An 18,889-nucleotide genomic window follows, 5' to 3' on the forward strand; every position below is an offset into this window, starting at 1 on the left:
CGACCCTCGCCCTCAGGGAGAAGCACCCGTGATACGGCTGCTGTTCCTCGCCCTGCCGCTCTCGCTGCTCGCTTGGTGGGCACTGACCCGCGTCGGGCAGCCGCGGGACCGCGCCTGGACGGGCGGGGTGGCAATTTCCTTCCTCGCGCTCGGCGGCGTGGTGTTCTTTTCGGGCGAAGGGTTTGAGACGGGGCGCGCGGTGGCCGCGGCGCTCTGGGCCGGGGTGCACCTGCTGCTGTTCCTCATCCTGAAGCCGTTCCTCGGGCGCGCGCGATGACGCAGCGCCCTTCCGATCCCAGCGCCGCCCACGGCGCACACCTTCCATCCTTGCCCCAGGGGGCCTGAGCCATGCCGAAGCGCACCGACATCAAGTCCATCATGATCATCGGCGCCGGGCCGATCATCATCGGCCAGGCCTGCGAGTTCGACTATTCCGGCGCCCAGGCCTGCAAGGCGCTGCGTGCCGAGGGCTACCGGGTGATCCTGGTGAACTCCAACCCCGCCACCATCATGACCGACCCGGAACTGGCGGACGCCACCTATGTCGAGCCGATCACGCCCGAGGTGGTGGAGAAGATCATCGCCAAGGAGCGGCCGGACGCCATCCTGCCGACCATGGGCGGGCAGACTGCGCTAAACACCGCGCTGAAGCTCGACGCTTCCGGGGCTCTCGCGAAGTATGGCTGCGAGCTGATCGGCGCCAAGGCCGAGGTGATCGACAAGGCCGAGGACCGGCTGAAGTTCCGCGATGCCATGACGAAGATCGGCATTGAGAGCCCGCGCAGCCACATCGCCCACACGATGGAGGAGGCGCGCGCCGGGCTGGAGCTGGTGAAGCTGCCCTGCGTCATCCGGCCCTCCTTCACCCTCGGCGGCACGGGCGGCGGCATCGCCTATAATCGCGAGGAATTCGAGCAGATCGTCGCCTCCGGCCTCGATGCGTCGATGACGACCGAGGTGCTGATCGAGGAGAGCGTGCTCGGCTGGAAGGAGTTCGAGATGGAGGTGGTCCGCGATAGCGCGGACAACTGCATCATCGTCTGCTCCATCGAGAACCTCGACCCGATGGGCGTCCACACCGGCGATTCCGTGACCATCGCGCCCGCGCTGACGCTGACGGACAAGGAATACCAGCGGATGCGCGACGCCTCGATCGCGTGCCTGCGCGAGATCGGCGTCGATACCGGCGGCTCGAACGTGCAGTTCGGCATCAACCCCGCCGACGGGCGCATGGTGGTGATCGAGATGAACCCGCGCGTGTCGCGGTCCTCGGCGCTGGCCTCCAAGGCGACGGGCTTCCCCATCGCCAAGGTCGCGGCGAAGCTGGCGGTCGGCTACACGCTGGACGAGCTGGCGAACGACATCACGGGCACCACGCCGGCGGCCTTCGAGCCGACCATTGACTACGTGGTCGTGAAGATCCCGCGCTTCACCTTCGAGAAGTTCCCGGGCACGCCGAACACTCTGACCACCAGCATGAAGTCGGTCGGCGAGGCGATGGCCATCGGCCGCTCCTTCCCCGAGGCGCTGCAGAAGGGGCTTCGCAGCCTGGAGACGGGCTTCTCCGGCCTGGACGACATCCCCGTTCCCGGAGACGGCTCGCCCGAGGCCTATATCGCGGCCCTCGCGACGCCCACGCCCGACCGGATGCTGACGGTGGCCCAGGCCTTCCGGGCCGGGCTGGACGTCGAGGCGATCCATGCGGCCTGCAAGTTCGACCCCTGGTTCCTGCGGGAGATCGAGAAGATCGTGGCCGCCGAGGCCGGGGTGATCCGGGACGGGCTGCCAACCGATGCCAGCGGCATGCGCAAGCTCAAGGCGCTGGGCTTCTCCGACAAGCGCCTGGCGAAGCTCACGGGGCTTCAGGCGCCGGAGGTGGAGGCGCGCCGCGCTCGGCTCGGGGTGAAGCCGGTCTATAAGCGGATCGACACCTGCGCGGCCGAGTTCGCTTCGGGCACGCCCTACATGTACTCGACCTATGAGGGCGGGTTCGGGGCGCCCGTTTGCGAGAGCGATCCGACCGACCGGAAGAAGGTGGTGATCCTCGGCGGCGGGCCGAACCGGATCGGCCAGGGCATCGAGTTCGACTACTGCTGCGTCCATGCCGCCTACGCCCTGCGCGAGGCCGGCTTCGAGACGATCATGGTCAACTGCAACCCGGAGACGGTCTCGACCGACTACGACACCTCGGACCGCCTCTACTTCGAGCCGCTGACGGAGGAGGACGTGATCGCCCTCATCCGCAAGGAGCAGGAGCGGGGAACCGTCCTCGGCTGTATCGTGCAGTATGGTGGGCAGACGCCGCTCAAGCTCTCCCAGGCGCTGGACAAGGCGGGCATCCCCATTCTCGGCACCTCCGCAGAGGCCATCGACATCGCCGAGGACCGTGAGCGCTTCCAGCAGCTGCTGAAGGGCCTCGGCCTGAAGCAGCCGCAGAACGGCATCGCCCGCAACCTTGAGGAGGCGGAGCGCGAGGTGGAGCGCATCGGCTACCCTGTGGTGGTGCGCCCCTCCTACGTGCTGGGCGGGCGGGCGATGGAGATCGCCCACAACCACGAGCAGCTTCTTCGCTTCGGTAAGGAGGCGGTGAAGGTCTCGGGCGAGAACCCGATCCTCATCGACCAGTACCTGCAGGACGCGATCGAGGTGGATGTGGACTGCATCGCCGACGAGGCCGGCGAGGTCTATGTCGCGGGGGTGATGGAGCACATCGAGGAGGCGGGGATCCATTCGGGCGACAGCGCCTGCTCGCTGCCACCCTACTCCCTGCCGCCCTCCATCGTGACGGAGCTGAAGGCCGAGACTGAGGCAATGGCGCGCGCCCTCAAGGTGCGCGGGCTGATGAACGTGCAGTACGCGGTGAAGGACGGGGAGATCTTCGTCCTCGAGGTCAACCCGCGCGCCAGCCGCACCGTGCCCTTCGTGGCCAAGGCCACCGGCATCCCCGTGGCCAAGATCGGCGCGCGGGTGATGGCTGGCGCCAAGCTGGCCGAGTTCAACCTCGACGACACCACCATCTCGCGCCACGTGGCGGTGAAGGAGGCGGTCTTCCCCTTCAACCGCTTCCCTGGCGTGGACGTGCTGCTCGGGCCGGAGATGAAGTCCACCGGCGAGGTGATGGGCCTCGACCTCTCCTTCGAGCGGGCCTTCCTCAAGTCCCAGATGGGCGCGGGAGTGAAACTGCCGGAGGGAGGCACGGCCTTCGTCTCAGTCAAGGATTCGGACAAGGCGCACGCCGTCTCACTCGCCCGGCGACTGTCGGAGATGGGCTTCGACCTGCTGGCCACCCGCGGTACCGCGGTCCGGCTACGTGAGGCGGGCTTGGCCGTTCGCGTGGTGAACAAGGTACTGGAGGGGCGGCCCCACTGCGTGGACGCCATCAAGTCCGGTGACATTCAGCTTGTGATCAACACAACGGGCGGCGGACGGTCGGTCAGCGACAGCTTCGACATCCGGCGCGGCGCCCTGACGCAGGGGGTTCCGCACTACACGACGGTGGCCGGAGCGCGGGCGGCGGTGCACGCCATCGCGGCACTCCGGGCCGGAACCCTTGATGTGGCGCCGTTGCAGGCGTATTTTCGGCCTTCGTTCTCGTAGCGGGTCCGCGAGGGTCTGCATCGAATGGGGCGGGTCCGGTGATTTCCCATGATTGGGAAGGCCGGCGCCCGCCCCAAAGCGTTTTACCCGCCGCGCAATTCCCGGGCTTGGCCCGGGGGCCGCGCGGCGGCCGCATCTTCGGCCATCCGGTGCTCTTCGCGGGCGCGCCGGGTGGCGCTCGTGAGTCCGTGTCGCAATTGGGGGGATCACCGCCCGTGCAGAAGTTCCCGATGACCGCCGAAGGGCTTGCGCGCCTTGAGGATGAGCTCCGTGTCCTCCGTGCGGAGGAGCGGCCGGCCGTGATCCGGGCGATTGCGGAGGCTCGCGCGCATGGCGATCTCTCGGAGAACGCCGAGTATCACGCGGCCCGCGAGAAGCAGTCCTTCATTGAGGGCCGCATCGCAGACCTCGAGACCGTCATCCCCTCCGTGGAGGTCATCGACGTCTCGCGCCTCTCGGGCGATCAGGTCCGCTTCGGGGCGAAGGTCACGATCGTCGACGAAGAGACGGAGGAGGAGAAGACCTACCGGATCATCGGCGCCTACGAAGCCGACATGAAGAACGGGTCGATCTCCATCTCCTCCCCGCTAGCCCGCGCCTTGATCGGGCGAAAGGTCGGCGACAGCGTCGAGGTGCCCGCCCCGGGCGGCGCGCGCTCCGTCGAGATCACCGCCGTCTCCTACAGCTAGGGGCGGGCGCGTGTCCCTCGCACGGGCGGTGGCCCCCTCTCCGGCGAACGCCGTGGCGCCTGGCCCGATGGTCCCGGCCGGGATCACGCCCGCCGCGGTGACGCTGGCCGACGTGCAGGCGGCGGCGGAGCGGATCCGGGGCGCGGTGCTGCGGACGCCGCTGGTGGAACCGCAGGCGATCCGCCGGATCGCGGGCGCCGAGGTGCTGCTGAAACTCGACAACCTGCAGGCGACCGGAGCCTTCAAGGAGCGCGGCGCGGCGAATCGGCTGGCTCTGCTCTCCGCGCGGGAGCGGGCGGCAGGGGTCATTGCCATGTCGGCCGGCAACCATGCCCAGGCTGTTGCGCGGCACGCGGCGCTGCGCGGAGTGGCCGCGACCATCGTCATGCCCCGCTTCACGCCGGCGACGAAGGTGGTGCGGACCGAGGGCTGGGGCGCCAACGTCGTGCTGCACGGGGAAACGCTGGCCGAAGCCGCGGCCCATGCCCATGAGCTGGCGCTGCGCGAGGGACTGGTCTTCGTCCATCCCTATGACGACCCCGCCGTCATCGCGGGCCAGGGAACCATGGCGCTGGAGATCCTGGAGGATGCCGGCGAGCTGGACGCGCTGATCCTGCCAGTCGGCGGGGGCGGGCTTCTGGCCGGCTGCGTCGCGGCCGCCGCGGAGGCGCGGCCCGGGCTCAAGATCTACGGCGTCGAGGTCCAGGGCTATCCCGCCATGGCACAGCGCCTGGCGGGGCAGCCCGTCTCGGTCGGCGGCCCCACGGTCTGCGAAGGTATCGCCGTGCGCGACGTGGGTGAGTTGCCTTTCGCCATGCTGCGCGACCTGGGCATCGAGGTGCTGGTAGTGCCCGAGTCGGTGGTGGAACAGGCCATCGCCGTGCTGGCGGAGAATGCCAAGGTGACGGCCGAGGGTGCCGGCGCCGTGGGGCTGGCGGCGGTACTGGCTTTTCCTGCCCTCTTCGCGGGCAAGCGCGTGGCAACCACGGTCTGCGGCGGCAACATCGACCCGCGCATCCTTGCCAACGTATTGCTGCGGAACCTCCTGAGGGACGGACGCTTCCTCCGGCTGCACCTCGAGATCCCTGACCGGCCGGGGGTCCTCGCCGATATCTCCACCCGCGTCGCGGCAGCCGGGGGCAACGTGATCGAGGTGAGTCACCAGCGCCTCTTCGCCTCCCCCTCCGTACAGACGGCGGAGTTGGAGCTGATGGTAGAGGTGCGGGACTCGGTGCAGGGCGCGGCGATCGTCGCGGCACTCGAGGCCGGGCACTACGTGGTTCGCCGCGGGTAGCCGCGCAGGGCGGTGCAGCGGGCGCCCCACGCGTGGCGCCCGGAAGGGGCATTGGTGTCAGCCCTCCACCGGAACTCCGGCCTCGTCTTTCGAGGTTCGGATCGTCTGGAGGGTGCGAACCAACATGACCGTCGGCGCGCCGGTAAGACGGTTGGTGAGTTCGTTCTCATGCGCAGGGTTGCGGGCGACAAGCCGCAGCAGGAAGTCGCCCCCGCCGCGGATCATGTGGCACTCCCGCACCTCCGGCCAATCGCGGACCATGGCCTCGAAGGCTTCCAGCACCGGGAGCTTCTGGCTCTCGAGGCCGACGATCGCGAAGAAGGTAATCTCCCAGCCGAGGGCGGCGGGCTCCACGTCCGCGTGGTAGCCTCGGATGATACCTGTTTCCTCCAGGCGGCGGACCCGGCGGAGACAGGGGGGAGCGGAGAGGCCGACGCGGGCGGCAAGGGCCACGTTGGTCATCCGGCCATCGGCCTGTAGCTCACGGAGGATCTCGCGGTCGGTCGCGTCGAGGCTGGCGGGGCCGAGTTCTCTCAAGGGCGGTGCTTCTCTCGGGGCCGACATGGGGCTGCTGACGGGGACCGCTTCTGAGGGCTGGGTGCGGGCCGTGTGACCCGGGCGCTTCACGAAGTGGACTATCCCCCGTCCGGGGGGAGGGCTTCAAGGGCGCTTGGCTCCTTGGCCTGTCCTGGGGTGGTGCAACACGGGGCGCGCACCGATATGGTGCGGCCGCGACTCTGCATTGCATCCGGGACATTCACGTGGCCGAGACCCACCGCACGCGACTCCTCATCCTTGGCGCCGGCCCCGCGGGCTATACCGCGGCTATCTACGCGGCGCGCGCCGGGCTGGAGCCGATCCTGGTCGCCGGGCTGCAGCCGGGCGGGCAGCTGACCATCACCACGGATGTGGAGAACTACCCCGGCTTTGCGGCGGCCGTGCAAGGGCCTTGGCTGATGGACCAGATGCGCGCGCAGGCAGAGCACGTGGGCACGCGCATCATCCAGGACGTGGTGACCGAGGTGGTGCTGGAGGGGCGGCCCTTCCGGGCAGTCGGGGACTCGGGGGACCACTATGAGGCCTCCGCCATAGTGATCGCGACCGGCGCGCAAGCACGTTGGCTGGGGATTCCTGGAGAGAAGGAGCTGTCCGGCTTCGGCGTCTCGGCCTGCGCGACCTGCGACGGCTTCTTCTTCCGAGGCAAGGAAGTGGCGGTCATCGGCGGCGGCAATTCCGCCGTGGAGGAGGCGCTCTATCTTGCCGGCCTCGCCTCCAAGGTGACGCTTATCCATCGGCGGGACAGCCTGCGAGCGGAGCGGATCATGCAGGAGCGGCTTTTCAAGCACCCGAAGATCTCGATCCTCTGGAACACCACCGTGGAGGCGGCGCTGGCGACGGAGGATCGCTTCCCGGCACTGCGGGCCCTGAAGCTGCGCGACGTGGTGGGTGGCGGGCATTTCGAGTTGCCGGTGCACGGCATGTTCGTGGCCATCGGGCACGACCCCGCCACCGCTCTGTTCCGGGGGCAACTCGAGACAGACGAGGACGGCTATATCGTGACGGAGAAAGGGTCGGCCCGGACGAGCGTGCCGGGCGTCTTCGCCGCGGGCGACGTGCAGGACCGCATCTATCGCCAGGCGGTGACAGCAGCAGGGAGCGGCTGCATGGCGGCGCTCGATGCCGAGAAGTGGCTCGCGCATATGCCCGACGACGCCCCCTCCCCTGCCGCTTATGACGCGGTGGACGCCTGATGCCGCTCGATTGGGACAAGCTGCGGGTGTTCCACGCAGTGGCGGAGGCCGGGTCCTTCACCCATGCGGGGGACACGCTGAATCTCAGCCAGTCGGCCGTCTCCCGGCAGATCCAGGCGCTGGAGGAAAGCCTGGCGGTGCCGCTCTTCCACCGTCATGCCCGTGGACTGATCCTGACGGAACAGGGCGAGACGCTGAACAAGACGGTGCGGGAGGTTTTCGCCAAGCTCGCCATGACCGAGGCGTTGCTGACCGAGAGCCGGGAAAGGGCAGCGGGCCGGCTGAAGGTGACGACCACGACCGGCTTCGGCTCCACTTGGTTGGCGCCACGACTCGAGAAGTTCCTCAAGCTGCACCCGGAGGTGACCGTCACGCTGTTGCTGGACGACACCGAGCTGGACCTGGCGATGCGCGAGGCCGATCTCGCGATCCGCATGCACCCGCCGCGGCAGCCGGACCTGATCCAGCGGCACATCGCGACCTTCGGCTGGAAGGTGGTGGGATCGCCGGAATACCTGCGCAGCGCGGGAATGCCGACCCGGGCGGAGGACCTGGATGCGCATCGGCTGATCATCTACGGCGACTACCGGCCTCCCGTGGACGACATCAACTGGCTGGCCGAGGCCGGGCGCCGGCCGGGTTCGCCCCGCCGCGCGGTGGTGGAGGTCAACTCGCTGACTGCCATGCTTCGGGCCGTCCGGTCCGGGCTCGGGCTGGCGGCACTGCCCGACTACATGGGTGAGGACTTGGCTGAGCTCGTGCCTGTGCTGACGGAGATAAAGGCGCCGAAGATCGAAGCCTTCTTCGTCTATCCGGAAGAGATGCGGAATTCCAAGCGCGTGGCGGTGTTCCGGGACTTCTTGGTGGCGGAACTGGCGGGAATGTAGCGGCACTCGATGCTGGATGCGCATGGCTGGCAACGGGTCTTTGCGTGTCGTGCATGACGGTGCTGGATTTAGCCTTCTGGTTGTTCGGTGATTGACCCGAACGGATTCTTCTGGATCCCGCGTCTCCTAGACGTGAAGCCTCCCTGTTTGACTTGGCCGCCGATCCCTGAGATTGGCGGCCATCTTTTTCGCCCCTGAGTGGGCAAGTGCCGCCAGCGGGGAGCTTGCCCACCCACGGGGACATGGCTGCAAGCTGCGGCAACAGGCTTTCTTTTTCCGCCCGGTGATGCCACCTGACGCGCATCCCGCAACGCGGCCATTCCGACACGGTTATCCTGTCCAAGCCCCGGCCGCGGGATCCCACAGCAGAGAGCGACGATGCGAACCCTCAAGGGCACAGAGTTCAGCGACCGCAGCAAGAATTCCATGGAGGCCAAGAAGGCCCTGCTGGAGCGCTTTAAGGCGCGTCCGGCAGCGGATGACCCGGCCGTGCTCGCCCGACAGGAGGAGCGTCGGCGGATCATCGAGGCGCGCGAGGTTCGCGAGGCGGAGCGCCGCCGCTTGAAGGAGGAGGAGAAGGCGCGCCAGGAGGCGGAGCGCCTGCGCCTTATCGCCGAGGAGGAGGCCCGCCAGGCGGAACTGGCCCGGCAGGCGGCCGAGGCTGCGGAGCAGGCGCGGCTCGCCCTGATCGAGGCCAAGGCGGAGCGGGACAGGCGCTACGCGGCCCGCAAGGCGCGGGCGCGGGGGCGGTAGGAGCCCTCTGGTTTCCTCAATGCGGCTGTCAGCCGCCGGTTCCGAACGGAGCCGGCGGCATTTTCATGACTGCTCGTCGAGGGCTGATCTGGGCAGCATAGGCGCGGATAATGGATTCGAGGCTTGGGTCGGCGATGTCCTCGGAGAAGGCGGGATAAAGCGTGCCAAGCCGGGCGGGCCAGCCGGCAACGAGGCGCACAATGCCCGGGTCGGGAGCGCAGCCGATGCCCTCCACCGGGAAGCCGCACCTCAAAAGGGCGGCCCGGGCCAAGTCAACGGATGCGGCGAGTGACGGGACGTGCAGTAGCCGGGCAGGTACGGGTCCAAGCGCTGCCCGAAGGGCCAGGGCGGTGACCGCCTTCACCGAGGCGACGGGAATGGCGTGGTCCGGTGGCAGGGGCGCGGTGAAGGGGCGCCCGCGCAGGGCGGAATCGATCAGGTCCGAGACGAAGCCGGCGCCGGGCGGGGCGATGCGGGTAGCAGTGCGGATGATGGTCACGGGCAGGCGGAGGATGACCGCATTGGCCTCCCCGCGGCGGGTAGCGTCTTGGAGAAGGGCCTCCGCGACGATTTTCGTGGTGCCATAGGTGGAGCGCGGGGCCGGCCGAGAGTCCTCCGTCGCCACCGGTTCCCCATGCCCCAGCACGGCGACGCTGGAGAGGTAGAGAATGCGGGGCGGGCTCGGCTGCGCACGGGCCCAGCGGAGCAGGGCGCGGGCGCCGTCGATGTTGACGGCATGGGCCGCCTCTGGATCGACTTCGCTGGCCTGGCTGGTAATGGCGGCCGCGTGGAGCACGAGGTCGGCGGCCGGGGCAGCGCGCTCGAAATCGGCCATCTCTGCGGTGATGAATCCGGGTGTGCCGCCGGCGGGCACCCGGTCGAGGCCCGTCACGGCAGAGACTCGCGGATCGGCGGCGAGGGCGGCCGCGAGACGGGCGCCGAGGAAGCCGGCTGCCCCGGTGACGAGGACGCGCATCGCCGCGCGGCCAACCCCCGCCCTATTCCGGCTTCACGTTCGCGGTGCGGATGACCTCGGCCCAGCGGGCGATGTCCTCGCGCAGGAAGGACGCCATGGCTTCGGCGGGGCGGACATGCACGGTCATCCCGACCTCGGTGGTGCGGGTGCGGACGGGCTCGCGCTCCATGGCTGCGAGGGTTAGTTCGCGGAGCCTCGCGAGAGCGGCAGCGGGTACCGCGGCGGGGGCAAAGAGCGCGAACCAGGCATCGGCCTCGACGCCCTGCACGCCGGCCTCGGCCAGGGTGGGCAGGTTCGGCAGATGCGGGGAACGGTTGGGGGAAGCGACGGCAAGGGCGCGGAGCTTGCCCGACTGCACCTGGGTCAGAACCGTGGGGGTCGTGGCGAAGGAGAGCTGCACATGTCCGCCCAGCAGGTCGTTCAGCATCGGCGAGGAGCCGCGATAGGGGACATGCACCATGTCCACGCCGGTCTTTGCCCGGAACAGCTCGAGCGTGAGGTGGGAGGCGGATCCCTGGCCAGTGGAGGCGCAGGTGAGCTTGCCAGGCTCGGCGCGCGCGAGGGCGAGCAGTTCCGCCACGCTTCCCACCGGCAGGTCAGGGCGGACGACGAGGATATGCTGCAGGTCCGCCAGCCCCGCGAGGGGCACGAAGTCGCGCACCGGATCGTAGCCGCCGCCATCCGGCAGGAGGGAGATGTTGGTGGCGTGGGTCTGGTTCGAGGCGAGCATGATGGAGGTGCCGTCCGCCGGGCCGGTCGCAACGCGACGGCTGCCGATGGCGCCGCCGCCGCCGGCGATGTTCTCCACCACGACAGGGGAGTTCAGGTCCTTCGCCAGCTCGCCGGCGACGAGGCGGGCGAGCACGTCCGTTGGGCCGCCAGCCGGATAGGGCACGACGAGCGTTACCGGGCGCCCTGGGCTCCAGGAAGCTTGCGCCCGCGCCGCCGTGCCGGTCGCGAGCGCAGGAGGCAGGGCGAGCGCATGGCGGCGGGTGATGCGGATGCTCATGGTAGAGGCCCCTTCCCTTCTGGCGGGCCGCGCCGGGCGCGGCAGTTGGGGTGAGCGATGGCATGGATCGCGGTGCAGGGGAACGGGCTGACGGCTCGCCGCAGGCGGGCCAGGATAGGCGCTCGTTCCACGGCGCCGTAATGGCTGGCGCCATGGGTGCTTGGGGGAGGCGGCATGATTTTCGAGGGCTTCACGCTGGAGACCCGCGAGGCGAACGGGGTGCGGCTGCGGCTGCGACGCGGGGGCGAGGGTCCGCCACTGCTGCTGCTGCACGGAAACCCGCAGACCCACGCGATGTGGCACCGGGTGGCCCCGGTTCTCGCACGGCGCTTCGAGGTGATCTGCCCGGACCTGCGCGGCTACGGCTTCAGTGGCAAGCCGCCAATCTCCGCGGACAGCGCCGCCTTCTCGAAGCGGGCTATGGCCGCGGACATGGCGGCGCTGATGGAGGGGCTGGGGCATGAGCGCTTCGGCGTCGTCGCCCATGACCGGGGCGCGCGGGTGGCCCATCGCCTGGCGCTGGATCACGCGGCGCGGGTCGAACGGCTCTGCGTAATGGACATCGTGCCGACCCTCGCGCATTTCGAGCGCACCGACATGGGCTTCGCGCTCGGCTACTGGCACTGGTTCTTCCTGGCGCAGAAGCACCCCCTGCCCGAGCGGATGATCCGCCGGGACGTGGAGGACTGGTTCCGCCTGCAGACCTCGCGCGAGCCGAAGGATGACGGCTTCTTCCACCCGGAGGCGCGGGCGGACTACATCGCGGCCCTCCAACTGGACGGCACCGTCGAGTCCATCTGCGAGGATTACCGCGCAGCGACGGGGATCGACCTGGAGCACGATCGGGTATCGCGCACGACGGGGGTTCGGGTGGGATGCCCGATGCTCGTGCTCTGGGGCGCGAAGGGGCGGATCGGTCAGTGGTATGAGCCGCTGAAGCTCTGGCGCGACTTCGCGGACGGAACGATCGCTGGCGGCCCGGTGAACAGCGGGCATTATCTGGCCGAGGAAGCGCCGGAGGAGGTGCTGGCGGCGCTGGACGGCTTTCTCGGCTGAGGGCGTTTGTGGTGATCGGCCGAAAGGCCGTTCCACTCGCCTGGCGATACAAAGCCTTCACGCCTGCATCGGACGGTGTGGGTCTCCTTAGCCTTCCGGACCTTACAATGCGCAGAGCCTCATCCCGCCTTCTCGACCGCGTGCCGCTCAGCGCGGGCCTGATCGGGGGAGCACTGCTGCTACTCTCCCTTGCCCTGGGCAGCAGCAACTGACTGCTGCTGCAGAAAGCCGAAGCCGAGCTAACGGCGCAGCTCCTCCTTGGCGTGGAGTCGCGCCTGAACATGCTGGTGGAGCGCATCAAGGAGTTCGGTCCGCTCGATGAGCGTACCGATGGGCTCTATACCGGGCAGCAGCGCCTGAATGGCTGGAGTGAGGGCGTGGAGCTGCTGGAGAGGGCCAGCGGCAACTCGGCGGCGATCATGCACAAGGACGTGCGGGTGGCGGTCAGCGGTGCCGTCGCGCCGCGCGTGCTGAGCACGAAGGTCACCGAGCCGACGGTGTTGGAAACGGTCCTGCGCCGTGGCGAGCCGCCGATCCAGCGCTTTGCCTTGAATGGGGTGCCGCGGATCTCCCGCTTCGTGCCGCTAAAGGATGCCCAAGGACGGGTGCTGGGGATGGCGGCCCATGCGCAACACTCGATTAGATCAACGCCACACTGACAGGCATGCGCCTGCGCGCCGCCATCGTCGGCGGCGGCGCGTTGGTGCTTGGTGGGCTGGCTCTGTGGCTGATCATCGCCACGTCGCTGCGGCCGATCGGGCACTTGGCCGCGGCCGTTCAGGGGGTCGCCGAGGGGAACACCACGATCGACGCGCATACGCAGGCCGCCAGCGCGCGCCGCGACCAGATCGGCGTGCTCGCCCGCGCCGTCTCGGCGATGCAGAACGTCGTCGGGCGCGCCCGCTAGGCGGAAGCCAAGGCCGCCGTGCGGAATGAGCAGGCGGCGGCGCGGGAGCAGTAGGTGCCGCTGGCGCTCGCTGACGACGTCCAGCGCGGCCTCGAGGCCATCGCGCACCGCGTCCAGTCCTCGGCGGCGGCCGTCCGCGAGGGGGCAGCGGCGCTGACGGGGCTTGCGGTGAGCACGGCGGAGCGCGCGGCGGATGGAGCGGTTAGTGCCCGGGAGGCCGCGCAGAGCACCGAAACCGTCGCCGCGGCGGCGGAGGAGATGGCCTCCTCCGTCCGAGAGATCGCCCGGCAGGTCTCGGAGGCTGCGGCCGTTGCTGGGCAGGCGGTGGCCCAGGCGCGGGCGACCGACGCCACGGTGCGCGGCCTGGCCGAGGGTGCGGCGCGGATCGGTGACGTCGTGCGCCTGATCAATGACATCGCCGGGCAGACGAACCTTCTCGCGCTCAACGCCACGATCGAGGCGGCAAAGGCCGGCGAGGCCGGGCGCGGCTTCGCCGTGGTCGCGAGCGAGGTGAAGAGCCTCGCTACCCAGACGTCCAAGGCGACCGAGGAGAGCGAGGCGCAGATCACCGGGATGCAGGTCTCGACCACGGCGGCGGTTGAAGCGATTCAGGGTATCGGCGGCACCATCGATACGCTTTCGAACATTGCCAGAAGCATCGCCACGGCCGTGGAGCAGCAGCACGCCGCGACGCAGGAGATCGCCCGCAGCGTCGCGGGTGCGGCCCAGCGAGCTTCCGCGGCAGACCGGACGATGAGCGATATTGCCGGTGCCGCGGAGGATTCGCGCCTCGCCGTCGTCGGCTTGCAGCGCACGAGCGGCGAGATGGCCGAAAGTGGCGAGGCACTGCGCACGGGAAATCGGTGCGCTGGTGGCCAGCTTGTGGAAGGCCGCCTGAGCGGGCGGCTGCCCGGATCAATCCGGGCAGCCCGCGTCAGACAGTGAACTGCTCGGCCAGGATGCGTTCCGGCAATCCCTGGTCCGGGTCGAAGAGCATCGTCAGCCGATGACTCGTGCTCTCGCAGATCTCCACCCGCCGGATGTCGCGGATCTCCGTGTAGTCAGCCACTGCGGCCACGGGACGCTTCTCGGCCTCAAGGATCTCGAAGGTGACGGAGGCGTTGCCCGGCAGGAGGGCACCGCGCCACCGTCGCGGGCGGAAGGCGGAGATGGGCGTCATCGCCAGCAGGTTCGTCCCGAGGGGGATGATCGGCCCGTGCGCCGAGAGATTGTAGGCCGTGCTGCCGGCGGGGGTGGAGACGAGGATGCCGTCGCAGATCAGCTCCGGCAGGCGGACCTTTCCATCCACGAGGATGCGGATCTTGGCGGCCTGGCGGGTCTCGCGGAGCAGGGAGACCTCGTTGATCGCCAGCGCCTCCGCCGTGGTGCCATTGGCACTGTTCGTCCGCATGCGCAGCGGCTGGAGGAGCGCGGCCTGAGCGGCGCGCAGGCGCTCCGGCAGGCCTTCTTCGCGGTAGGGATTCATCAGGAACCCAACGCTGCCGCGGTTCATGCCATAGACGGGCAGGTTGCGGCCGAGGAACCGGTGCTGGGTCTCCAGCATGGCGCCGTCCCCACCCAACGCAACGATTACCGCTGCCTCTTCCACCGGGGCGTCCCCGTAGAGCGCCGCGAGCCGCGAATAGGCCGCAGCCGCCTCGGCCGTGGCGGCGGCGTGGAAGGTGATACGGCCATGAAGGTTGGATGGAAGCTCGCGCGGGGCGTCCGGATCGGGGGTGCCCCCGAGAAGAGCGGCCGTCATGCCGCTGAGGGGGCCTGCGGGGCTTCGAGCGGCAGGCGCCGGTGCTCGAGCACGGGCATATCGGCGCGGACACGGGCAGTGAGCGCACGGTCGATCCGCGCGGTTGCCCAGCCGGTGCCGTCGGAGCAGCGGGCGACGACATGGCCCCAGGGATCGCAGACGAGGGAGTGGCCGTAGGTGTGGCGGGGGCCCTTGGGCTCCATGTGCTGCCCCCATGTCGCAGGGGCCGCGATCCAGCACTGGGTCTCGATGGCGCGGGCGCGGATAAGCACCTCCCAGTGGTCCTTCCCGGTCTGCAGGGTGAAAGCGGCGGGCAGGAAGATCAGCTCAGCGCCAGCCTGACGGAGGGAGAGGAAAAGCTCGGGAAAGCGCACGTCGTAGCAGATGGCCAAGCCGCACTGGGTGTCGCCGGCACTGGCGGTGACGATAGCGCTACCGGCGTCGTAGGTGCTGCTCTCACGATAGCCGGTGCCGTCGGGGGCGGTAATGTCGAAGAGGTGGAGCTTGCTGTAGCGCGCGACCTCGCGGCCATCGGGCGCAAAGAGAAGGCTTGTGTTGCGCAGCCGGTCGCCCATGCGCTCGCCGATGCTGCCGCCATGGACATGGATGCGGTTGGCGACCGCCATGGCGCGCAACGCCTCGTAGACCTCCCCGCCCGGGGCATTCGAACCGGGGTCGGGGAGGAGTTCGGCGGCGGCAAGCTTCGTGGCGCGGTCCCCGCCGAGGCAGGTCCACATCTCCGGCAGAGCGATGATGTCGGGCCGATCGGCCTTGATCGCCGCAGCGGCGAGGCGCTCGGCCTGGGCGATGTTGGCGGCCTTGTCGGCGCCGGGATTCATCTGCACGACGCTGACGCGCATTCGGGGCTCCGGTTGGCCAAATCCGTGGTGGTCTGCATGAAGCGCGCGCGGGCGCGCCGCGGCAAGGGCAGGCCGTAGGACTTGACGAGGACGCCCGGCGCAGCCTCCATCCGCGGCAAGGGCGAAGGAGGGCTGTCCATGTTGCATCGTCGGGCGCTGGCGGGAGTTGCAGCGGGGCTTGCGCTGCCGGGTCTGGCCCGGGCGCAGGCAGCCTATCCCACCCGGCCCATCCGCCTGATCGTGGCCTTCGCGGCCGGCGGTGCGGCGGACAGTGCCGCGCGCGTGCTCGCTCCGAAGATGGGAGAGCGGCTCGGCGTCAGCGTGGTGGTGGAGAACCGCACGGGCGGCAGCGGCTCCAATGGCGGCGCGGCGGTGGCTCAGGCTGCGCCGGACGGGCATACGCTGCTCTGGGACGCTTCCTCGCACATCGTGAACCCAAGCCTGCTGAAGGGCCTCTCCTTCGACTACGCGACCGCCTTTCTTCCGGTGACGCTCGCAACGACCTTCCCGCAGGTGCTGGCAGTGAAGGCGGAGAGCCCCGCGCGCAACCTTGGGGAGTTTGTCGCCTTGGCGAAGGCGCGGCCCGGCGCGCTGAACATCGGCACGCAGGGGAATGCGACGGCAGGCCACCTGGCACTGGCGCAGCTGCAACGGCTCGCGGGCATCGAGCTGACCCATGCGCCCTATCGTGGAGGCGCGGACGCGGCACGCGACCTCGCGGCGGGCGTGCTCGACGGCACCTTCATCACCGCGCTTTCAGCAGGGCCGATCGCCGACTCAGGGCGGGCGAGGATTCTGGCGGTGGCGACCGAGACGCGGCTACCCTCCCGGCCCGATGTGCCCACCTTCGCGGAGGCCGGGCTGCCTGGACTGACCATCGCCGAGTGGTGCGCCCTCTTCGCGCCGGCCGGCACACCAATGACGGTGGCGACCCGGCTGCACGAAGCGGTCTCCGGCGCGCTGGGGGATCCCGAGGTGCGGGCACGCCTGGATCAGATCGTCGCACTTCCTGTGGGCTCCTCCCCCGCCGATTTTGCACGCTTCGTGCGGGAGGGACGCGAGTCAATGGCCGCGCTGGTGCGCGAAGCCGGCATCCGCGCGGAGTAGACGCGGGCTCAAGGTGTGCGGTCGGGCGGGCTGCTGGCGGTCGCCTTGGCACCGAGGCCCGCGACGATCGCCACCACCAGTGCAACGCCGGCTACGGCCAGCAAGGCGAGAGAAAAGCCGAACTGCAGCACCCGCGCGAGGAGTGCCAGCAGGGCAAAGAGCACGGCAAGGCCGATTGTCCAGCGCACCATCGCAGAGGTTTCCTTCCAGAGATCATGAAGGGAACGGCCAGCACGGACGGGCGTTGCGGGGCAGCACCGGACTGCCCCCTCGTTCACTCCGAGTGGAAATGCTGGAGGTCTGGTTTCATCGCCAGAACCGCCTCTGCCATTGGCGTCGGCCAGGGCGAGCGGCGGGTGGGGACGGTAAGGGTCGCCACGCCCTCATCGAGGAGAAGGAGGTAGAGGCGCTCCGTGCGCGTGTCGTAACCCAGGAAGAGGCCGGCCTCCGCGCATTCGCCGCCGTCGCAGGTCCAGCCGAAAACATATCGGTCTTCCGCCACCCTGAGCGTGCCGGGCTCGGGGGCACGGAGGTGGCGCAGCACATAGGTTTGGCGCCCGCGCGCGACGGAGCGCAGCAGGACCGTGACGTCCGGATGGGCCGCGAGGGACGGGACAGGCTGCCCCGCGAGTTCAAGAGCCGAAGGAGCGCGATCGGGCTGGGCCTGGGCTGGCCCGATGAGCAGGAACAAAAGGAAAAGGGCGAGTGGTCGCCCACCCGCCCTCCTGCCGATTTTCTGTGGAGGCGATTTCACGCCTCGGCGGTCTCTTCCTCAGCCACCTCGGGCCGCGGGCCGCTGTCGAGCCCCTTGGCGGCCACGTCGCGCTCGATCAGCTCAATCACCGCCATCTGCGCGGCATCGCCGTAGCGGATGCCGGCGCGGAGTACGCGGGTGTAGCCGCCGCTACGGGCCGCGTAGCGCGGCGCCAGCGTGTCGAACAGCTTGCGGACCACCGCCTCGTCGCGGATCTGCGCGGCCGCCTGACGGCGGGCGTGCAGGTCGCCGCGCTTACCGAGGGTGATAATACGCTCCACGTAGGGGCGCAGCTCCTTGGCCTTCGGCAGCGTGGTGGTGATCTGCTCGTGCTTGAGCAGGCTGGTCGCCATGTTCCGGAACATGGAGATCCGGTGGGCGGAGGTGACGTTAAGCTTCCGCCCGGCCATTCCGTGACGCATTGTCTCTACCTTTCCCGGACGGCCGTCAGAACGGCTCGTCCACCTTCCGCGCCAGATCTTCGATGTTTTCCGGCGGCCAGCCGGGGACGTTCATGCCGAGACCGAGACCCATGGAGGTGAGAACCTCCTTGATCTCGTTCAGCGACTTGCGGCCGAAATTCGGCGTGCGCAGCATTTCCTGCTCAGACTTCTGAACGAGATCACCGATATAGACGATGTTGTCGTTCTTCAGGCAGTTCGCCGAGCGGACGGAGAGCTCGAGCTCGTCCACCTTGCGGAGCAGGTTGCGGTTGAACGGCAGGTCGTCCTCGACCTCGGCGGCCCGCGCCTCGCGCGGCTCGTCAAAGTTGATGAACAGCTGCAGCTGGTCCTGCAGGATGCGGGCGGCGAGCGCCACCGCGTCGTCCGGCGTGACCGTGCCATCCGTCTCCACCGTCAGCACCAGCTTGTCATAGTCCGTGCGCTGGCCGACGCGGGTCGGCTCCACGCGATAGGCTACGCGCCGAACGGGCGAGTAGATGGCGTCCACGGGGATCAGGCCGATCGGCGCGTCCTCGGGGCGGTTCTCAGAGGCGGGGACATAACCCTTGCCCGTCGCGACGGTCAGCTCGGCGTTGAGCTTCGCGCCGTCATCGAGGGTGCAGATGACGAGTTCCGGGTTGGCGATCTCGATGTCGCCGGACACCTGGATCTGGCCGGCCGTCACCTCGCCCGGACCCGTCGCCGTGAGCGAGAGGCGCTTGCTGCCCTCGCCCTGCATGCGGATGGCCAGGCGCTTGATGTTCAGGACGATGTCGGTGACGTCCTCGCGGACGCCGGGGAGGCTGCTGAATTCATGCAGCGCGCCCTCGATCTGCACGGCCGTGACCGCCGCCCCCTGGAGGGAGGACAGCAGGATGCGGCGCAGCGCGTTGCCGAGCGTCATGCCGAAGCCGCGCTCCAGCGGCTCCGCCACGATGGTCGCGGTGCGAGAGGGGTCGTTGCCCCCCTCCACGTCGAGACGCTCGGGCTTGATCAGGGAACGCCAGTTGCGGTCCATCGCGCCACTCATGGTGGTGATACCCT

At 69.3% G+C, this 18,889-nt stretch carries 21 protein-coding genes; 12 read left to right on the plus strand and 9 right to left on the minus strand.

The window, feature by feature from the left end:
* Nucleotides 1-28 precede the first annotated feature (28 nt).
* The 4 genes from D9599_RS14900 to D9599_RS14915 all read left to right on the plus strand — a co-directional run bounded on the left by D9599_RS14900 (nucleotide 29) and on the right by D9599_RS14915 (nucleotide 5,580).
* Complete coding sequence (locus D9599_RS14900) at nucleotides 29-277, plus strand: hypothetical protein (RefSeq protein WP_198382024.1); 249 nt, start codon at nucleotides 29-31, stop codon at nucleotides 275-277.
* 71 nt (nucleotides 278-348) lie between these two features.
* Nucleotides 349-3,597, plus strand: coding sequence for a carbamoyl-phosphate synthase large subunit (gene carB / locus D9599_RS14905; protein WP_198382029.1), 3,249 nt, complete (start codon nucleotides 349-351; stop codon nucleotides 3,595-3,597).
* 215 nt (nucleotides 3,598-3,812) lie between these two features.
* Nucleotides 3,813-4,286 carry a transcription elongation factor GreA gene (gene greA, locus D9599_RS14910; protein ID WP_198382031.1) on the plus strand — a complete coding sequence of 158 codons (474 nt, stop codon included), beginning with the start codon at nucleotides 3,813-3,815 and terminating at the stop codon, nucleotides 4,284-4,286.
* 67 nt (nucleotides 4,287-4,353) lie between these two features.
* Nucleotides 4,354-5,580 (plus strand): threonine ammonia-lyase, encoded by a 1,227-nt coding sequence (locus D9599_RS14915; protein WP_198382146.1) that lies wholly within the window; start codon nucleotides 4,354-4,356, stop codon nucleotides 5,578-5,580.
* 57 nt (nucleotides 5,581-5,637) lie between these two features.
* Here the strand turns inward: D9599_RS14915 and D9599_RS14920 are convergent, their stop codons facing one another.
* Complete coding sequence (locus D9599_RS14920; protein ID WP_198382032.1) at nucleotides 5,638-6,144, minus strand: Lrp/AsnC family transcriptional regulator; 507 nt, start codon at nucleotides 6,142-6,144, stop codon at nucleotides 5,638-5,640.
* 197 nt (nucleotides 6,145-6,341) lie between these two features.
* Between D9599_RS14920 and trxB the strand changes: the two genes are divergently transcribed.
* The 3 genes from trxB to D9599_RS14935 all read left to right on the plus strand — a co-directional run bounded on the left by trxB (nucleotide 6,342) and on the right by D9599_RS14935 (nucleotide 8,971).
* Nucleotides 6,342-7,331 (plus strand): thioredoxin-disulfide reductase, encoded by a 990-nt coding sequence (trxB, locus tag D9599_RS14925; protein WP_198382034.1) that lies wholly within the window; start codon nucleotides 6,342-6,344, stop codon nucleotides 7,329-7,331.
* Nucleotides 7,331-8,218, plus strand: coding sequence for a LysR family transcriptional regulator (locus D9599_RS14930; protein ID WP_198382036.1), 888 nt, complete (start codon nucleotides 7,331-7,333; stop codon nucleotides 8,216-8,218). The genes trxB and D9599_RS14930 overlap by 1 nt, the downstream gene beginning before the upstream one ends.
* A gap of 378 nt (nucleotides 8,219-8,596) precedes the next feature.
* Complete coding sequence (locus D9599_RS14935) at nucleotides 8,597-8,971, plus strand: DUF6481 family protein (protein WP_198382037.1); 375 nt, start codon at nucleotides 8,597-8,599, stop codon at nucleotides 8,969-8,971.
* 28 nt (nucleotides 8,972-8,999) lie between these two features.
* On the opposite strand, the gene D9599_RS14940 is transcribed toward D9599_RS14935, so the two are convergent.
* Together D9599_RS14940 and D9599_RS14945 are read right to left on the minus strand one after the other, a co-directional pair.
* Complete coding sequence (locus D9599_RS14940) at nucleotides 9,000-9,947, minus strand: NAD-dependent epimerase/dehydratase family protein (protein ID WP_198382040.1); 948 nt, start codon at nucleotides 9,945-9,947, stop codon at nucleotides 9,000-9,002.
* A gap of 22 nt (nucleotides 9,948-9,969) precedes the next feature.
* Nucleotides 9,970-10,956, minus strand: coding sequence for a tripartite tricarboxylate transporter substrate binding protein (locus tag D9599_RS14945; protein ID WP_198382041.1), 987 nt, complete (start codon nucleotides 10,954-10,956; stop codon nucleotides 9,970-9,972).
* A gap of 174 nt (nucleotides 10,957-11,130) precedes the next feature.
* On the opposite strand from D9599_RS14945, the gene D9599_RS14950 reads away from it, so the two are divergent.
* The 4 genes from D9599_RS14950 to D9599_RS14965 all read left to right on the plus strand — a co-directional run bounded on the left by D9599_RS14950 (nucleotide 11,131) and on the right by D9599_RS14965 (nucleotide 13,864).
* A complete protein-coding gene (locus D9599_RS14950; RefSeq protein ID WP_198382042.1) occupies nucleotides 11,131-12,012 on the plus strand; it encodes an alpha/beta fold hydrolase in 882 nt (293 codons plus the stop codon).
* Nucleotides 12,013-12,293: 281 nt separating this feature from the next.
* The gene (locus D9599_RS14955) at nucleotides 12,294-12,671 is read left to right on the plus strand and encodes a cache domain-containing protein (RefSeq protein WP_198382048.1); all 378 of its coding nucleotides are present in this window, start codon (nucleotides 12,294-12,296) and stop codon (nucleotides 12,669-12,671) included.
* A 5-nt stretch (nucleotides 12,672-12,676) separates the two neighbouring features.
* Nucleotides 12,677-12,919: a hypothetical protein gene (locus D9599_RS14960; RefSeq protein ID WP_198382050.1), complete on the plus strand. Its 243-nt coding sequence runs from the start codon at nucleotides 12,677-12,679 to the stop codon at nucleotides 12,917-12,919.
* A 54-nt stretch (nucleotides 12,920-12,973) separates the two neighbouring features.
* Nucleotides 12,974-13,864 carry a methyl-accepting chemotaxis protein gene (locus D9599_RS14965; RefSeq protein ID WP_309228635.1) on the plus strand — a complete coding sequence of 297 codons (891 nt, stop codon included), beginning with the start codon at nucleotides 12,974-12,976 and terminating at the stop codon, nucleotides 13,862-13,864.
* Here the strand turns inward: D9599_RS14965 and D9599_RS14970 are convergent.
* Nucleotides 13,854-14,681, minus strand: a complete 828-nt coding sequence (locus D9599_RS14970; RefSeq protein WP_198382052.1) for an NAD kinase — start codon at nucleotides 14,679-14,681, stop codon at nucleotides 13,854-13,856. The two genes, D9599_RS14965 and D9599_RS14970, sit on opposite strands and share 11 nt — an antisense overlap.
* Nucleotides 14,678-15,541, minus strand: a complete 864-nt coding sequence (locus tag D9599_RS14975; RefSeq protein ID WP_198382053.1) for a carbon-nitrogen hydrolase family protein — start codon at nucleotides 15,539-15,541, stop codon at nucleotides 14,678-14,680. Before D9599_RS14975 ends, D9599_RS14970 begins: the two co-directional genes overlap by 4 nt.
* A gap of 138 nt (nucleotides 15,542-15,679) precedes the next feature.
* On the opposite strand from D9599_RS14975, the gene D9599_RS14980 reads away from it, so the two are divergent.
* On the plus strand, nucleotides 15,680-16,648 hold the full coding sequence (locus tag D9599_RS14980) for a tripartite tricarboxylate transporter substrate binding protein (RefSeq protein WP_198382054.1): 969 nt from the start codon (nucleotides 15,680-15,682) through the stop codon (nucleotides 16,646-16,648).
* Between the two features lie 8 nt (nucleotides 16,649-16,656).
* Here the strand turns inward: D9599_RS14980 and D9599_RS14985 are convergent, their stop codons facing one another.
* From D9599_RS14985 to D9599_RS15000, 4 genes are all read right to left on the minus strand, one after another.
* Nucleotides 16,657-16,839, minus strand: coding sequence for a hypothetical protein (locus D9599_RS14985; protein ID WP_198382056.1), 183 nt, complete (start codon nucleotides 16,837-16,839; stop codon nucleotides 16,657-16,659).
* Nucleotides 16,840-16,922: 83 nt separating this feature from the next.
* Nucleotides 16,923-17,402, minus strand: coding sequence for a hypothetical protein (locus tag D9599_RS14990; protein WP_198382059.1), 480 nt, complete (start codon nucleotides 17,400-17,402; stop codon nucleotides 16,923-16,925).
* The gene (gene rplQ / locus D9599_RS14995) at nucleotides 17,399-17,824 is read right to left on the minus strand and encodes a 50S ribosomal protein L17 (RefSeq protein WP_198382061.1); all 426 of its coding nucleotides are present in this window, start codon (nucleotides 17,822-17,824) and stop codon (nucleotides 17,399-17,401) included. The genes D9599_RS14990 and rplQ overlap by 4 nt, the downstream gene beginning before the upstream one ends.
* A 25-nt stretch (nucleotides 17,825-17,849) precedes the next feature.
* Nucleotides 17,850-18,875 (minus strand): DNA-directed RNA polymerase subunit alpha, encoded by a 1,026-nt coding sequence (locus tag D9599_RS15000; protein WP_198382063.1) that lies wholly within the window; start codon nucleotides 18,873-18,875, stop codon nucleotides 17,850-17,852.
* Nucleotides 18,876-18,889 lie beyond the last annotated feature (14 nt).

It is taken from the genome of Roseomonas sp. KE2513 (assembly GCF_016107305.1).
Taxonomy (GTDB): Bacteria; Pseudomonadota; Alphaproteobacteria; order Acetobacterales; family Acetobacteraceae; genus Roseomonas.

What these genes read in the sequence shown, in the direction of transcription:
- D9599_RS14950 (WP_198382042.1), top strand. Translation starts at nt 11,131, where the DNA reads ATGATTTTCGAGGGCTTCACGCTGGAGACCCGCGAGGCGAACGGGGTG.
- D9599_RS15000 (WP_198382063.1), bottom strand. Translation starts at nt 18,875, where the DNA reads ATGAGTGGCGCGATGGACCGCAACTGGCGTTCCCTGATCAAGCCCGAG.
- D9599_RS14920 (WP_198382032.1), bottom strand. Translation starts at nt 6,144, where the DNA reads ATGTCGGCCCCGAGAGAAGCACCGCCCTTGAGAGAACTCGGCCCCGCC.
- D9599_RS14985 (WP_198382056.1), bottom strand. Translation starts at nt 16,839, where the DNA reads ATGGTGCGCTGGACAATCGGCCTTGCCGTGCTCTTTGCCCTGCTGGCA.
- D9599_RS14915 (WP_198382146.1), top strand. Translation starts at nt 4,354, where the DNA reads ATGGTCCCGGCCGGGATCACGCCCGCCGCGGTGACGCTGGCCGACGTG.
- D9599_RS14935 (WP_198382037.1), top strand. Translation starts at nt 8,597, where the DNA reads ATGCGAACCCTCAAGGGCACAGAGTTCAGCGACCGCAGCAAGAATTCC.
- rplQ (WP_198382061.1), bottom strand. Translation starts at nt 17,824, where the DNA reads ATGCGTCACGGAATGGCCGGGCGGAAGCTTAACGTCACCTCCGCCCAC.
- D9599_RS14930 (WP_198382036.1), top strand. Translation starts at nt 7,331, where the DNA reads ATGCCGCTCGATTGGGACAAGCTGCGGGTGTTCCACGCAGTGGCGGAG.
- D9599_RS14945 (WP_198382041.1), bottom strand. Translation starts at nt 10,956, where the DNA reads ATGAGCATCCGCATCACCCGCCGCCATGCGCTCGCCCTGCCTCCTGCG.
- D9599_RS14970 (WP_198382052.1), bottom strand. Translation starts at nt 14,681, where the DNA reads ATGACGGCCGCTCTTCTCGGGGGCACCCCCGATCCGGACGCCCCGCGC.
- carB (WP_198382029.1), top strand. Translation starts at nt 349, where the DNA reads ATGCCGAAGCGCACCGACATCAAGTCCATCATGATCATCGGCGCCGGG.
- D9599_RS14940 (WP_198382040.1), bottom strand. Translation starts at nt 9,947, where the DNA reads ATGCGCGTCCTCGTCACCGGGGCAGCCGGCTTCCTCGGCGCCCGTCTC.
- D9599_RS14980 (WP_198382054.1), top strand. Translation starts at nt 15,680, where the DNA reads ATGTTGCATCGTCGGGCGCTGGCGGGAGTTGCAGCGGGGCTTGCGCTG.
- D9599_RS14975 (WP_198382053.1), bottom strand. Translation starts at nt 15,541, where the DNA reads ATGCGCGTCAGCGTCGTGCAGATGAATCCCGGCGCCGACAAGGCCGCC.
- D9599_RS14955 (WP_198382048.1), top strand. Translation starts at nt 12,294, where the DNA reads ATGCTGGTGGAGCGCATCAAGGAGTTCGGTCCGCTCGATGAGCGTACC.
- D9599_RS14960 (WP_198382050.1), top strand. Translation starts at nt 12,677, where the DNA reads ATGCGCCTGCGCGCCGCCATCGTCGGCGGCGGCGCGTTGGTGCTTGGT.